Source organism: Phycicoccus sp. DTK01, assembly GCF_017312765.1.
Lineage (GTDB): Bacteria > Actinomycetota > Actinomycetes > Actinomycetales > Dermatophilaceae > Phycicoccus > Phycicoccus jejuensis.
This window is the reverse complement of sequence record NZ_BOPU01000001.1, coordinates 637,545-650,540: the sequence shown is the minus strand read 5'-3', so window position 1 is coordinate 650,540 and position 12,996 is coordinate 637,545. Positions and strand designations below refer to the sequence as shown.

Below are 12,996 nucleotides of genomic sequence, written 5' to 3'. Positions count from 1 at the left end.
GGTCGGGGCCGGGCGCCTCAGGCGGTGAGGGCGGCGTCGCGCCGGCGCGCAGCCGGCGTGCCCGGCACGAGCACCCCGCGGGAGAGGAGCAGGACGCGCGTGGCGGCGGCGACGAGCACGGCGGCCCCGAGCAGGTGCAGCGCGACGAGCGGGATGGGCAGACCGGTCCAGTACTGCGCGAAGCCGATCGCGCCCTGGGCGAGCTCGACGACGAGCAGCGTCGTGACCGGGCCGCGCAGGGCCGTGCCGCGCGAGCCCCACCAGAGGACCACCGTCACGGCGACGAGGGCGTAGACACCCACGGCGTGCACGTGGCTCCACACCTGCGGGTCCAGGCCGTTGCGCGGGGCGTCGGCATCGCCCGCGTGCGGGCCGCTGCCGGTGACGACGGTGCCGAGGTAGACGACGACCCAGACGAGCGCCTGCATGAGGAGGGTCGCGCGCCGCAGACCCGGCGCCGCGGGCGTCCCGAGCCGGTCCGTGACGCGCAGGAGCAGCCACACCGACCCGGCGACGAGCACGAGCGAGAGCAGGAGGTGGATCGCGACGACCCACGGGTTGAGCTGGGTCAGGACGGTGATCCCGCCGACGACGCCCTGGAACGGGATGCCGAAGGCCAGGAGGAACGCGTGGACCCGCAGCGACCGGCTCGTGCGGCTCCACCGCCAGACGGCGACGAAGGTCAGCACGGCGACGGCGATGAGGACGTAGGTGAGCAGCCGGTTGCCGAACTCGATGACCCCGTGGGCGCCGAGCTCGCGGTGCGGCACGAAGGACTCGTCGGTGCAGCGCGGCCACGTCGGGCAGCCGAGGCCGGAGCCGGTGAGGCGCACGAGGGCCCCGGTGACGATGATGACGGTGTTCGCGACGAGGCTCGCCCAGGCCCAGCGACGGACCGTCCGGGTCGAGACCTCGCCGGTGACGAGGGGGAGGGGGCTCACGCGTCAGATGCTACGACGGGCCGTCGTGGCCGGCCGAACCCGCTCGGCCGCTCAGCCGGACCAGCGGAACCAGCGCACGGCGGCCGCGCCGGCCGCCGCACCCCACACGACGAGGACGGCCCACTGCCCCCACGGCCAGCCGCCGTCGACGAGCGCGACGCGCGTCGCGTCCCCGAGGGCTCCGGAGGGCAGCGCCGCGGCGACGGTCGAGAGCGCGCCCGGGAGCCGGTCGGTCGGCACGAGCACGCCGAGCCCGAGCAGGACGACCCACGCGAGGTTGGCGATCGCGAGCACGGCCTCGGCCCGGACGGTCCCCGCGAGGAGCAGGGCGAGACCGACGAACGTCGCTGTCCCGAGGAGCAGCGAGACCAGCCCCGGCAGCAGCCCGCCCGCCGGGGGACGCCAGCCGAGGGCCAGACCCAGCGCGCCGAGCACGACCACCTGGACGGCGAGCACGGTCAGCACGGCGAGCGCCTTGCCGGCGAGCAGGCCACCGCGCCCCAGCGGTGTCGTGCCCAGCATCCGCAGCACCCCCGAGCGCCGGTCGAAGCCCGTCGAGATGGCCTGCCCCGTGAACGCGGTGGAGACGACGGCGAGGGCGAGCGCCCCGGCGGCGGCGAGGTCGACCCGGCGCCCCGCGCCGAGGTCCGGGACGGAGGCGAGGGCGAGCCCCGCGAGCGCGAGGGCGGGCAGGACGACCGAGACGAGCAGCTGCTCGCCGTTGGCCAGCAGCACCCGGCTCTCGAAGCGGGCCTGCGCGAGCACCCGGCCCCGGGGCGCCGTGGGCGCGCTCACGACGCCTCCCGGCGGCGGGTCAGGGAGAAGTAGACGTCCTCGAGCGACCGGTCGCCGCGCACCCGGGCCAGCGGCCCCTCGGCGACGACCCGTCCGCCGGCCATGACGACGACGTCGTCGGCGAGCCGCTCGGCCTCCTCGAAGGAGTGGGTCGTCACGACCACGCAGACGCCGCGCCCGGCCTCGGCGCGCACGAGGTCCCAGACGTCGAGGCGCGCGTGGGGGTCGAGCCCGGCGGTCGGCTCGTCGAGGAAGAGGACCTCCGGCCGCCCGACGAGGGCGGCGGCCAGTGCCACGCGCTGCCGCTGGCCGCCGGACATCCGGCGGACCGTCGTGCGGGCGAACTCGTGGATGCCCAGCCGCTCGGCGAGCTCGTCGACCGGCCTCGGCGCCCGGTGCAGGGCCGCGAGGTGGTGCAGGAGCGGGAGGGGGCGCACGGTCGTCGGGAGGCCGCCGTCCTGGAGCATCACGCCGACGGCGGCGCGGTGGGCGGCGTCGGCGTGCCACGGGTCGGTGCCGAGGACGCGGACCTCGCCGGCGTCCGGGCGCTGCAGGCCCTCGAGGCACTCGACGGTCGTCGTCTTGCCGGCGCCGTTGGGGCCGAGGAGCGCGGTGACGCGCCCGGCGTCGGCCGACCAGGAGGCCCCGTCGACGGCCGTCGTCGTCCGGAACACGCGCCGCAGCTCACGCACGAGGACAGCGGCCACCATGCCCGGCATCCTAGGGTGGGGCCCATGCCACGCATCGACCGGGAGGCCGGGCCCGCCACGTCGCCCACCGAGACGACGGGCCCTGAGGCGGGCACGGGCCACGAGGGGGAGCGATGAGCAGCGACGCGTCCGACACGAGCACCGGCCGCCGGCGGATCCTCGACCGCTGGCGGCTCGTCTCGCCGACCGGCGCCCGCGTCGTCTCGCTGCGCCAGCTGCCGAAGCGGGAGCGCGCCCGCCTCCTCGCCCCGAGCACGTTCACGACGCTCAACATGGTGAGCGGCTTCTCGTCGGTGCTGCTCGCGTTCCGGGGGCACTTCACCCTGGCGGCGGTCCTCATCGCCTTCTCGATCGTCATGGACATCGCCGACGGCTTCGTCGCGCGCCTGGTCGGGGCGACCTCGCCGTTCGGCCTCCAGCTCGACTCCCTGGCCGACCTCATCTCCTTCGGGGTGGCGCCGGCCGTCCTCGTCCACACCTGGGCCCTGAGCGACTGGCCGGTGCTCGCGTGGCTCGTCGCCTTCCTCTGGCTCTCGTGCGCGGCCTTCCGCCTCGCCCGCTTCAACGTGACGATCGACCCCGCCGCCGACAAGCGGTACTTCGTCGGCCTGCCGTCCCCGGGCGCCGCGAGCGTCGTCATCGCGACGATCTTCGCCCTCGACTCGCCGTTCTTCGGCCCGGGCACCGGCCCGTGGCAGGCCTGGTTCCCGCTGCTCGTCAGCGTCGTCCCCGCCTTCCTCATGGTGATGACGATCCGCTTCCGGTCCTTCCGCAACCTGCTCCAGCCCACGACGCCGGGCGCCCGGCTGACGACGGGTCTCGTCGCGGCCGCCATCGTCATCGGGCTCGTCGTGGCACCGGGCCTCACCGGGATCGTCGTCGCCTACGGGTACGTCCTCACCGCCCCGCTCGGCGTGCTCACCGCGCCGCTGCGCGAGCGGCTGCTCGGGTCCGAGTCGGTCGCCCCGCCGCGCCGCCGGATGCAGTCGGTCTTCCTCCCGATCGAGGGCGACGACGAGCTCGACGGCCCGGACGCCGACGACCCCTGCGACGAGCCGGGCACGGCCCCCGCCTGACCCGGTCCCTCACCCGTGTCACGGGTTAGGCGACCCTTCCTTGGACGTCGTCGGAGCAATTACCTAACATGGGTGTGTGGTTAATCCCGCAGCCTCCGTCGACGAGTCGCGCACGCGCGACCGGGTGCTGCGTGTCGTGAGCCAGGAGGGCCCGGTGAGCATCACCGCCCTCGTCGAGCGGCTCGGCCTCACCGAGACCGCCGTGCGCCGCCACGTCGACAACCTCTTCGCCGAGGGTCTCGTCCTCGCCCGCGACGCCGCCGGCCCGCGCCGGCGCGGCCGCCCCGCGAAGGAGTGGCTCCTCACCGACGCCGGCCACCGCGCCCTGGCGTCCGACTACGACGACCTCGCCGGCGAGGCGCTGCGCTTCCTGCGCCGCACCGGCGGCGAGCACGCGGTCCAGGCCTTCGCCGAGGAGCGCGTCGCCCACCTCGAGGCCCGGCTCGCCGGGCGCCTCGACGACGCGGGGCAGGACGTGCGCTCGCGCGCCGACGCCCTCGTCGACGCCCTGAGCACCGAGGGCTACTCGGCCTCCGCCCGCCCGGTGGGAACACCCGGCGGCCCGGCGGCCTTGACCGGTGTGCAGCTGTGCCAGGGTCACTGCCCGGTCCAGCACGTCGCGAGCGAGTTCCCCGAGCTGTGCGAGGCCGAGACCGAGGCGTTCTCCCGACTCCTCGGCGTCCACGTCCAGCGCCTGGCGACCCTCGCCCACGGCGACCACGTCTGCACCACGTTCGTCCCGACCCCTACCGAGAGGCCATCGCGATGACGAGCCACATCGAAGAGCTCAACCCGGGTCTGAAGGACCTCGGCACCTACGAGTACGGGTGGGCCGACAGCGACACCGCGGGCTCCACCGCGCGCCGCGGCCTGTCGGAGGAGGTCGTCGCCGACATCTCCGACCGCAAGAGCGAGCCGCAGTGGATGAAGGACCTGCGGATGAAGTCGCTGCGGCTGTTCGACAAGAAGCCCATGCCGAGCTGGGGCAGCGACCTCACCGGCATCGACTTCCAGAACATCAAGTACTTCGTGAAGTCCACCGAGAAGCAGGCGACCTCCTGGGAGGACCTGCCCGAGGACATCAAGAACACCTACGACAGGCTCGGCATCCCCGAGGCCGAGAAGCAGCGCCTCGTCGCCGGCGTCGCCGCGCAGTACGAGTCGGAGGTCGTCTACCACCAGATCCGCGAGGACCTGGAGGAGAAGGGCGTCATCTTCGTCGACACCGACACCGGCCTGCGCGAGCACGAGGACCTCTTCCGCGAGTACTTCGCCTCGGTCATCCCGGCCGGCGACAACAAGTTCGCGGCGCTCAACACCGCCGTGTGGTCGGGCGGCTCGTTCATCTACGTCCCGCCGGGCGTCCACGTCGACATCCCGCTCCAGGCCTACTTCCGCATCAACACCGAGAACATGGGCCAGTTCGAGCGGACGCTGATCATCGCCGACGAGGGCTCGTACGTGCACTACGTCGAGGGCTGCACCGCGCCGATCTACAAGTCGGACTCGCTGCACTCCGCGGTCGTCGAGATCGTCGTCAAGAAGAACGCCCGCGTCCGCTACACGACGATCCAGAACTGGTCGAACAACGTCTACAACCTCGTCACCAAGCGCGCGACCTGCGCCGAGGGCGCGACGATGGAGTGGATCGACGGCAACATCGGCTCCAAGGTGACGATGAAGTACCCGGCGGTCTTCCTCCTCGGCGAGCACGCCCGGGGCGAGACGCTGTCCATCGCCTTCGCCGGCGAGGGCCAGCACCAGGACGCCGGCTCGAAGATGGTGCACGCCGCCCCGAACACGAGCAGCTCGATCGTCTCCAAGTCCGTCGCCCGCGGCGGTGGCCGCACCTCCTACCGGGGCCTGGTCCAGGTGATGGAGGGCGCGACCGGCTCGAAGAGCTCGGTCGTCTGCGACGCGTTGCTCGTCGACACGATCAGCCGCTCCGACACCTACCCCTACGTCGACATCCGCGAGGACGACGTCCAGATGGGCCACGAGGCCACGGTCTCCAAGGTCTCCGAGGACCAGCTCTTCTACCTCATGTCCCGTGGCATGTCCGAGGAGGAGGCGATGGCGATGATCGTGCGCGGCTTCGTCGAGCCGATCGCCAAGGAGCTGCCCATGGAGTACGCCCTCGAGCTGAACCGCCTCATCGAGCTGCAGATGGAAGGAGCAGTCGGCTGATGCCGTTGCTGACCCCCCAGCGCCCCACCGAGGGCGCCCACACCCACAGCGCCGCGACGATGGTCCCGGACCAGTCGCGCGCCGAGCGCACGGCGTCCTTCGACGTCGACGCGTTCCCGGTCCCGCACGGGCGCGAGGAGGAGTGGCGCTTCACGCCGGTCGACCGGCTCGGCACCTTCTTCCGCGACGAGGCGACCGGTGAGTGCCTGACCTGGGAGGAGAACCTCCCCGAGGGCGTCACCGTCTCGACCCTCCCCGTCGCCGACTGGCAGGCGCTCGGCGTGCCCGCGCCGCAGGACCGCGCGGCCGCCGTCGCCGCCGCGCACAGCGGTGGCGTGGCGCTCGTCGACGTCCCGGCCGAGGCCGAGCTCACCGAGCCGGTGCGGCTGCGCCTGACCGGCGGCGAGCAGGGCCTCGTCCACGGGCACGTCACCGTGCGCGTCGGCCGCTTCGCGAAGGCCACCGTCCTCCTCGAGCACGACGGCACCGCGGACTACTCCGAGGTGCTCACGGTCCTCGCCGGCGACGGCTCGGACGTCACGCTCGTCTCGGTCCAGGAGTGGGACGACGCCTCGCACCACCTCGGCCAGCACGACGTCGTCGTCGGCCGCGACGCCCGCGTCCGGCACATCGCCGTGACGCTCGGCGGCGGGGTCGTCCGGCTGAACACGAACGCCACCTACGCCGGTCCCGGCGGGTCGTTCGAGGGTCTCGGTGTCTACTTCGCCGACGCCGGCCAGCACCTCGAGCACCGGCTCTTCGTCGACCACGAGGCGCCGCACTGCCGCAGCAACGTCGAGTACAAGGGCGCGCTCCAGGGCGAGACCGCCCGGACCGTCTGGGTCGGCGACGTCCTCATCCGCGCCGCGGCCGAGGGCACCGACACCTACGAGCTCAACCGCAACCTGCTGCTCACCGACGGCGCCCGCGCCGACTCGGTGCCCAACCTCGAGATCGAGACCGGCGAGATCGAGGGGGCCGGGCACGCCTCGGCCACCGGCCGGTTCGACGACGAGCAGCTCTTCTACCTCATGGCGCGCGGCATCCCCGAGGACGAGGCCCGCCGCCTCGTCGTCCGCGGGTTCTTCGCGAGCGTCGTCGGCCGCATCGGCGTCCCCGAGGTGCAGGAGCGCCTCATGGAGGCCATCGAGCGCGAGCTCGCCGGGGGCGCCGCGTGAGCGAGCAGCTGACCGAGGAGGGCTTCACCTACGTCTGCCGGCTCGACGAGCTGCCGGCCGTCGGGGCCGCCCTCGCCGAGATCGAGGGGCGCCGCGTCTCGATCGTCCGCACCGAGGACGGCGCCGTCCACTGCGTCGACGACACGTGCAGCCACGCCAACGTCTCGCTCTCCGAGGGCGAGCTCGACGGCTGCACCCTCGAGTGCTGGCTCCACGGCTCGCGCTTCGACCTGCGCACCGGCGAGCCGACCGGCCCGCCCGCCATCGCCCCCATCGCCGTCCACACCGTCCGCACCGAGGGTGACGACGTCTTCGTCGCCCTGTCCGAGGAGCTCTGACCCCACGTATGTCCACCCTTGAGATCAAGGACCTGCACGTCACCGTCGAGACCGAGCAGGGCACCAAGGAGATCCTCCGCGGTGTCACCCTGACCATCGAGTCCGGCCAGACCCACGCCATCATGGGCCCCAACGGCTCGGGCAAGTCGACGCTCGCCTACTCGATCGCCGGCCACCCGAAGTACACCGTCACCTCGGGCACCGTCACGCTCGACGGCGAGGACGTCCTCGCGATGAGCGTCGACGAGCGCGCCCGCGCCGGCGTCTTCCTCGCGATGCAGTACCCCGTCGAGGTCCCCGGCGTCACCGTCTCGAACTTCCTGCGGACCGCCAAGACTGCCGTCTCCGGCGAGGCCCCGAAGCTGCGCACCTGGGTCAAGGACGTCAAGGACGCCATGGGCAACCTGCGCATGGACCCGGCGTTCGCCGAGCGCAACGTCAACGAGGGCTTCTCGGGTGGCGAGAAGAAGCGCCACGAGATCCTCCAGATGGAGCTGCTGCGGCCGAAGTTCGCCGTCCTCGACGAGACCGACTCCGGCCTCGACGTCGACGCGCTGCGCATCGTCTCCGAGGGCGTCAACCGCGCCAAGGAGTCGACCGGTTCCGGCGTCCTCCTCATCACGCACTACACGCGCATCCTGCGCTACATCCGGCCCGACTTCGTCCACGTCTTCGTCGACGGCCGGATCGCCGAGCAGGGCGGCCCCGAGCTCGCCGAGCGCCTCGAGGCCGAGGGGTACGACCGCTTCCTCCCGGCGACCACCGAGGCCTGACATGGCGGCCGCCCCCTTCACCGACGAGGAGCTGGCCCGCCTGCGGGCCGACTTCCCGATCCTGTCGCGCACCGTGCGCGGGGGGCACCCGCTGGTCTACCTCGACTCCGGGGCCACCTCGCACAAGCCGACCGTCGTCCTCGACGCGGAGCGGCACTTCTACGAGCACACGAACGCCGCCGTGCACCGCGGGGCGCACCAGCTCTCCGAGGAGGGCACGGACGCCTACGAGTCGGCCCGCGAGACCATCGCCCGCTTCATCGGCGCGCAGGCCTCCGAGGTCGTCTTCACCCGCAACGCCACCGAGGCCCTCAACCTCGTCGCCTACGCCTTCACGAACGGGGCGCACGGCGGCGGGGGCGGCCACGGCGACCGGTTCGCGCTGCGTCCGGGCGACGAGGTGCTCGTCACCGAGATGGAGCACCACGCCAACCTCATCCCGTGGCAGGAGGCGTGCCGCCGCACCGGCGCGACCCTGCGCTGGGTGCCCGTCACCGCGGACGGCCGGCTCGACCTCACCGACCTCGACTCCCTCCTCACCGAGCGGACGAAGGTCTTCGCGTTCACGCACGTCTCGAACGTGCTCGGCACGGTCAACCCGGTGCGTGAGCTCGCCGAGCGCGCGCACGCCGTCGGCGCCCTCGCGGTCCTCGACGCCTGCCAGTCGGTGCCGCACCTGCCGATCGACGTCACCGACCTCGGCGTCGACCTGCTCGCGTACTCGGGTCACAAGATGTTCGGCCCGCTCGGCGTCGGCGTCCTCTGGGGCCGCCCGGAGCTCCTCGACGAGATGCCCGTGTTCCTCACCGGCGGCTCGATGATCGAGACCGTGACGATGGAGTCGGCCACGTACGCGCCGGTGCCGCAGAAGTTCGAGGCCGGCGTGCCCGTCGCGGCGCAGGCCGTCGGGCTCGCCGCCGCGTGCGACTACCTCACCGCCCTCGGGATGGACCGCGTCCACGCTCACGAGCAGATGCTCACCGAGCGCCTGCTGCGCGGGCTGGCCGAGCGGCCGTGGGTCACCGTCCTCGGGCCGGCCGACCTGCGCGAGCGCGGCGGCGCCGTCGCGTTCGCCGTCGACGGCGTGCACCCGCACGACGTCGGCCAGGTGCTCGACGACCGCGGCGTCGAGGTGCGCGTCGGCCACCACTGCGCGTGGCCGCTGCACCGGACGCTCCGCGTGCCGGCCAGCACCCGGGCGAGCTTCGCCGCCTACACCACCCCCGGCGAGGTCGACGCGCTCCTCGAGGCGCTCGACCGCGTGCCGGCGATCTTCGGGACGGAGGTGCCCGCCTGATGGACCTCTACCAGGAGCTCATCCTCGACCACTCGAAGAAGCCCGTGAACCACGGTCTGCGCGAGCCGTTCGAGGGCGAGAGCCACCAGGTCAACCCCACGTGCGGCGACGAGGTCACCCTCCGGGTGCACCTCGTCGGCGAGGGGCCCGACGCGGTCGTCGAGGACGTCTCGTACGACTCGATGGGCTGCTCGATCAGCGTGGCCTCCGCGTCGATCCTCGCCGAGGAGCTGACCGGCGGCACCGTCGCCCACGCCCGTGACACCTACGAGGCGATGCGGGCGATGCTCACGAGCAAGGGCGAGGACCCCGGCGACGAGGACGTCATCGGCGACGGCGTCGCCCTGTCCGGCGTCGCCAAGTACCCCGCCCGCGTCAAGTGCGCCCTCCTCTCGTGGGCCGCGTTCACCGATGCCCTGTACAAGGCCGAAGGAGCCCAGCAGTGACCGACACCGCAACCCCCGCCAACGTGGCGGACGTCGAGGAGGCCCTGCGCGACGTCGTCGACCCCGAGCTCGGGATCAACGTCGTCGACCTCGGCCTCGTCTACGGGATCACCGTCGACGGCCAGAACCACGCCGTCATCGACATGACCCTCACCTCGGCGGCCTGCCCCCTCACCGACGTCATCGAGGACCAGACCGCGGCCTCCCTGGAGGGTCTCGTCGCGTCCTACCGCGTCAACTGGGTCTGGATGCCCCCGTGGGGCCCGGACAAGATCACCGACGACGGTCGCGAGCAGCTGCGCGCCCTGGGCTTCAACATCTGAGCGTGACCACGCGCGTCGTCGAGGTCGCGCCCGGGCGGTACGACCGCTGGCGGGCGCGCTTCGACGAGAACAACGGCGCCGACGGCCCCCAGCGGGTCGTCGGCGTCGACCGTCTCGACGCCGACCCGCTGGCGCTCCTCCTCGTGCGCCGCGGTGGCTACGCCGTGGGGGTCGCGGTGGGGGAGAGGCTGACTCAGCACAAGGTCGGCACCCGCTACGTGCAGTCGCGCACGGCGGCCGGTGGCTGGAGCCAGCAGCGCTTCGCGCGGCGACGGGCGAACCAGGCCGACGAGCTCGTCGGGGCGGTCACCGAGCACGCCGTGCGGCTGCTCGCCGGGTCGGGGGCGGCGGGGCTCGTCGTCGGCGGTGACCGGTCGCTCGCCGAGGCCGTCCTCGAGGACCCGCGGCTCCGCGGTCTCGTCGGGCTGCCGCGGCGCGAGCTCTACGACCTGCCCGACCCGCGGCTGGCCGTGCTCCAGACGGCGCTCGAGCGCGCCCGCGCCGTGCGCGTCACCATCGAGGAGTAGCCCCTCCGCCGGTTGGCTGCGGTTTCCGGCGTTCGGCGACGGCCGGGCGTGGGCCCACCTAGGATCCCCGATCAGGTGGGGGTGTCCTGCCCGGTCTGTCAGGAGAAGCGGTGCGTCGGTCGGTCCGGGTCGTGATGGCGACTGCGGTCGTGGGGGGCCTGCTGGTCCCCGCGGCCGCGGCGACCGGGGCCGCCGCCCCGACCGGGAGCACCCCGGCGTCCGGGGTTGCGCTGCCGATCCGTCCACAACGGGCGGACTACGGGACGGCGACGCACTTCGTCTCGCCCGACTACGTGGGCTGGCGCCGGGAGACCTACCGGCAGTACGAGACCCCGCGCGTCGACCTCCACCGGACGACCGATGGCTCCGTCGTGCGGAGCCTGGAGTACTGGGGGGAGCCCCGCCAGAGCGACGTCCTCTCCGGGAGCTCGGTGGTCCGGCGAGTGCCGTCGCCCGTCGAGGGCACCCGTGTCGAGGTGTCCGACGTGGAGACCGGCGCGACGCAGTGGACGGTGGACGTGCCGGCGGCGGAGACGATCTTCTCCACGGGTGCCTCCTGGGTCCTGAGCCTGCTCCCGGCACCCGACGAGGGAAACCTGGCAATCCTGAGGCGGCCCGGCCGGCCCGTTCTCGCGGTCGAGGGCATGAGGCTGGGCGTTCCGGGGTCGGACGGTCCGTACGCGGTCGGTGACTCCACAGGGCTCGTCGTCCACACCGGCGGCACCCAGACGTGGGCCCTGAATCTCGACACCGGCCGCGCCACCCTGCTGGACACCGCCCGGTTGACGACCCGCGCGTTCGCGACGCCGCACCGCTTCTTCGTCGTCGAGGAAGGCTACTCGGTCATGCCCGACTCGGTCCGGTGGTGGGAGCGGGACGGCTCGGGCTCGGGGAGCGTCCAGGTCGAGCCCGTTCCGGACAGTCGGTCGTACGTGGCCTTCGGCGACCGGCTGGCGTCGTTGCGTGCCGACACGGCGTTCGAGAGCCGTGTCGAACCCCTCGACCTGGCGACCGGTGCCCGGGAGACGGCCGTGCTGACGCGCGCTTTGGAGGTCCGCAGTCTGGGCGACGGTCGCATCTTCGCGCACCTGGCCGACACGGAGAACGGTCGGATGGTCATCGCCGGCGACGGGGTCCCGACGAGGACGCTGGCGGACCTCCCGGAGATCGGCCGACCTGTGGACGTCTTGACCCTGGCCGACGGCCGGCTCCACACCGGTTTCGTCGACCAGAGCCCGTCGCCCCCGGCCGAGACGTGGTCGCAGCCGGTGGATGGGTCCGCACCGCCCGCGCCCCTCTCGGTCGGCGGGGAGCCGGTCGAGGGAGGCCTGATCGACGCCCGGGGAGGCACCCTCCTCACGCTGGTCCCGGCCGCCCACGGTCATCCCACCCTGCGCCGACTCAGCTGGGCTGGCGGTCACCGCGACGTGACGACCACGGACAGCCTGGTGCTGAGCGGGGGAGGCCAGGTCCTCCAGCGCACGGCGGACGGAGCACCCACGACCAGGTTCGAGGACGCCCGGACCGGCGCGTCGTTCGGATCCGTGACCAACACCACATGGTTCTGGGTGGACGGCACCATGCTGTGGTCTGCGCCGGACGCGAGCGGTGTCGTGCGGGCCCGGGACCTGACCGGGGTCACGCCTGACCGTTCCGTGGTGACCGGCCTGCGGTCGAGGTGCGTTGACGGAATTCAGGTCGTTGACCGGTTCGCCCTGCTCCGGTGCGGAAGCTCGTCGACCGTGGTGGAACTCACCGGGCGACAAGCCCCGCTGATTGTGCCGGCCGGCTCGGCCAGCGTGTATTTGGGCGCGGGATTCGTCAGCTGGCTCACCTACGTGACCGACCAGGATGTGACGCGCGCCTTCGTCGAGGTCCGTGACCTCGGGGGCACGGGGGAGCAGCGGCGCTACGGACCGGTGGCCACGGGGTCCGGGGTGGCTGCCGACGCGGACACGGCGCGCCTGGTTTACCTCGACGACCAGCGGCTCCCCCGCCGCGTCGACCTCGGGTGGATCATCGGTGACGAGCTCCCACCGGCGACGACGCCCGGGGTGCCGACCGGTGTTTCGGCGACAGCGGGGGACGGGCAGGCCGAGGTGACGTGGACCGCGCCCGTGGTCTCGGGTGGCTCTGCGGTCACCGGTTACACCGTGACCGCCAGCCCCGGCGGTCGCACCGCGTCGACGGCCGGAGCGACGACCGCTACCGTGACCGGGTTGACGAACGGCACGCGGTACACGTTCAGCATCGCCGCCCGCAACGCAGTGGGATCAGGTTCCGGGTCGACGCCGTCCGGTCCCGTCACCCCGAAGCTCGCACGATCGGGGTCGGGGTTCGTGGCGGTGTCCCCGAAGAGGGTGCTGGACACGCGTTCCGGGATCGGCGCCCCGCGGGCGAAGGTC

14 protein-coding genes are annotated in these 12,996 nt (G+C 73.1%); 11 read left to right on the top strand and 3 right to left on the bottom strand.

Features of this window, described 5'->3' with window-relative positions; genetic code table 11:
• Nucleotides 1–17: 17 nt before the first annotated feature.
• Genes J3473_RS03030 through J3473_RS03020 form a run of 3 tightly spaced genes read right to left on the bottom strand, consistent with a single transcriptional unit; the run spans nt 18 to nt 2,446 of the window.
• On the bottom strand, nt 18–941 hold the full coding sequence (locus tag J3473_RS03030) for a heme A synthase (protein WP_051750489.1): 924 nt from the start codon (nt 939–941) through the stop codon (nt 18–20).
• Between the two features lie 51 nt (nt 942–992).
• Nucleotides 993–1,736, bottom strand: a complete 744-nt coding sequence (locus J3473_RS03025; protein ID WP_207021832.1) for an ABC transporter permease — start codon at nt 1,734–1,736, stop codon at nt 993–995.
• Nucleotides 1,733–2,446 (bottom strand): ABC transporter ATP-binding protein, encoded by a 714-nt coding sequence (locus J3473_RS03020; RefSeq protein WP_207021831.1) that lies wholly within the window; start codon nt 2,444–2,446, stop codon nt 1,733–1,735. The genes J3473_RS03025 and J3473_RS03020 overlap by 4 nt, the downstream gene beginning before the upstream one ends.
• 113 nt (nt 2,447–2,559) lie before the next feature.
• Between J3473_RS03020 and pssA the strand changes: the two genes are divergently transcribed.
• From pssA to J3473_RS02965, 11 genes are all read left to right on the top strand, one after another.
• The gene (pssA, locus tag J3473_RS03015; protein ID WP_207021830.1) at nt 2,560–3,522 is read left to right on the top strand and encodes a CDP-diacylglycerol--serine O-phosphatidyltransferase; all 963 of its coding nucleotides are present in this window, start codon (nt 2,560–2,562) and stop codon (nt 3,520–3,522) included.
• A gap of 76 nt (nt 3,523–3,598) precedes the next feature.
• The gene (locus J3473_RS03010) at nt 3,599–4,291 is read left to right on the top strand and encodes a metalloregulator ArsR/SmtB family transcription factor (protein ID WP_036829888.1); all 693 of its coding nucleotides are present in this window, start codon (nt 3,599–3,601) and stop codon (nt 4,289–4,291) included.
• Nucleotides 4,288–5,709: a Fe-S cluster assembly protein SufB gene (gene sufB / locus J3473_RS03005; protein WP_207021829.1), complete on the top strand. Its 1,422-nt coding sequence runs from the start codon at nt 4,288–4,290 to the stop codon at nt 5,707–5,709. Before J3473_RS03010 ends, sufB begins: the two co-directional genes overlap by 4 nt.
• On the top strand, nt 5,709–6,887 hold the full coding sequence (gene sufD, locus J3473_RS03000; protein ID WP_207021828.1) for a Fe-S cluster assembly protein SufD: 1,179 nt from the start codon (nt 5,709–5,711) through the stop codon (nt 6,885–6,887). Before sufB ends, sufD begins: the two co-directional genes overlap by 1 nt.
• Nucleotides 6,884–7,225 carry a non-heme iron oxygenase ferredoxin subunit gene (locus tag J3473_RS02995; protein ID WP_242525649.1) on the top strand — a complete coding sequence of 114 codons (342 nt, stop codon included), beginning with the start codon at nt 6,884–6,886 and terminating at the stop codon, nt 7,223–7,225. The genes sufD and J3473_RS02995 overlap by 4 nt, the downstream gene beginning before the upstream one ends.
• An 8-nt stretch (nt 7,226–7,233) precedes the next feature.
• Nucleotides 7,234–7,998, top strand: a complete 765-nt coding sequence (gene sufC, locus J3473_RS02990; RefSeq protein WP_030528413.1) for a Fe-S cluster assembly ATPase SufC — start codon at nt 7,234–7,236, stop codon at nt 7,996–7,998.
• Between the two features lies 1 nt (nt 7,999).
• Complete coding sequence (locus tag J3473_RS02985) at nt 8,000–9,295, top strand: SufS family cysteine desulfurase (protein WP_207021827.1); 1,296 nt, start codon at nt 8,000–8,002, stop codon at nt 9,293–9,295.
• Complete coding sequence (gene sufU / locus J3473_RS02980) at nt 9,295–9,741, top strand: Fe-S cluster assembly sulfur transfer protein SufU (RefSeq protein ID WP_207021826.1); 447 nt, start codon at nt 9,295–9,297, stop codon at nt 9,739–9,741. Before J3473_RS02985 ends, sufU begins: the two co-directional genes overlap by 1 nt.
• Nucleotides 9,738–10,064, top strand: a complete 327-nt coding sequence (locus J3473_RS02975; RefSeq protein WP_030528416.1) for a metal-sulfur cluster assembly factor — start codon at nt 9,738–9,740, stop codon at nt 10,062–10,064. Before sufU ends, J3473_RS02975 begins: the two co-directional genes overlap by 4 nt.
• Nucleotides 10,065–10,066: 2 nt before the next feature.
• Complete coding sequence (locus J3473_RS02970; RefSeq protein ID WP_207021825.1) at nt 10,067–10,591, top strand: acVLRF1 family peptidyl-tRNA hydrolase; 525 nt, start codon at nt 10,067–10,069, stop codon at nt 10,589–10,591.
• Nucleotides 10,592–10,701: 110 nt separating this feature from the next.
• Nucleotides 10,702–12,996 (top strand): fibronectin type III domain-containing protein (locus J3473_RS02965; RefSeq protein WP_207021824.1); only part of this gene is annotated, 2,295 nt, incomplete at its 3' end.

What these genes read in the sequence shown, in the direction of transcription:
- sufC (WP_030528413.1), top strand. Translation starts at nt 7,234, where the DNA reads ATGTCCACCCTTGAGATCAAGGACCTGCACGTCACCGTCGAGACCGAG.
- J3473_RS02985 (WP_207021827.1), top strand. Translation starts at nt 8,000, where the DNA reads ATGGCGGCCGCCCCCTTCACCGACGAGGAGCTGGCCCGCCTGCGGGCC.
- pssA (WP_207021830.1), top strand. Translation starts at nt 2,560, where the DNA reads ATGAGCAGCGACGCGTCCGACACGAGCACCGGCCGCCGGCGGATCCTC.
- sufB (WP_207021829.1), top strand. Translation starts at nt 4,288, where the DNA reads ATGACGAGCCACATCGAAGAGCTCAACCCGGGTCTGAAGGACCTCGGC.
- sufD (WP_207021828.1), top strand. Translation starts at nt 5,709, where the DNA reads ATGCCGTTGCTGACCCCCCAGCGCCCCACCGAGGGCGCCCACACCCAC.
- sufU (WP_207021826.1), top strand. Translation starts at nt 9,295, where the DNA reads ATGGACCTCTACCAGGAGCTCATCCTCGACCACTCGAAGAAGCCCGTG.
- J3473_RS03020 (WP_207021831.1), bottom strand. Translation starts at nt 2,446, where the DNA reads ATGGTGGCCGCTGTCCTCGTGCGTGAGCTGCGGCGCGTGTTCCGGACG.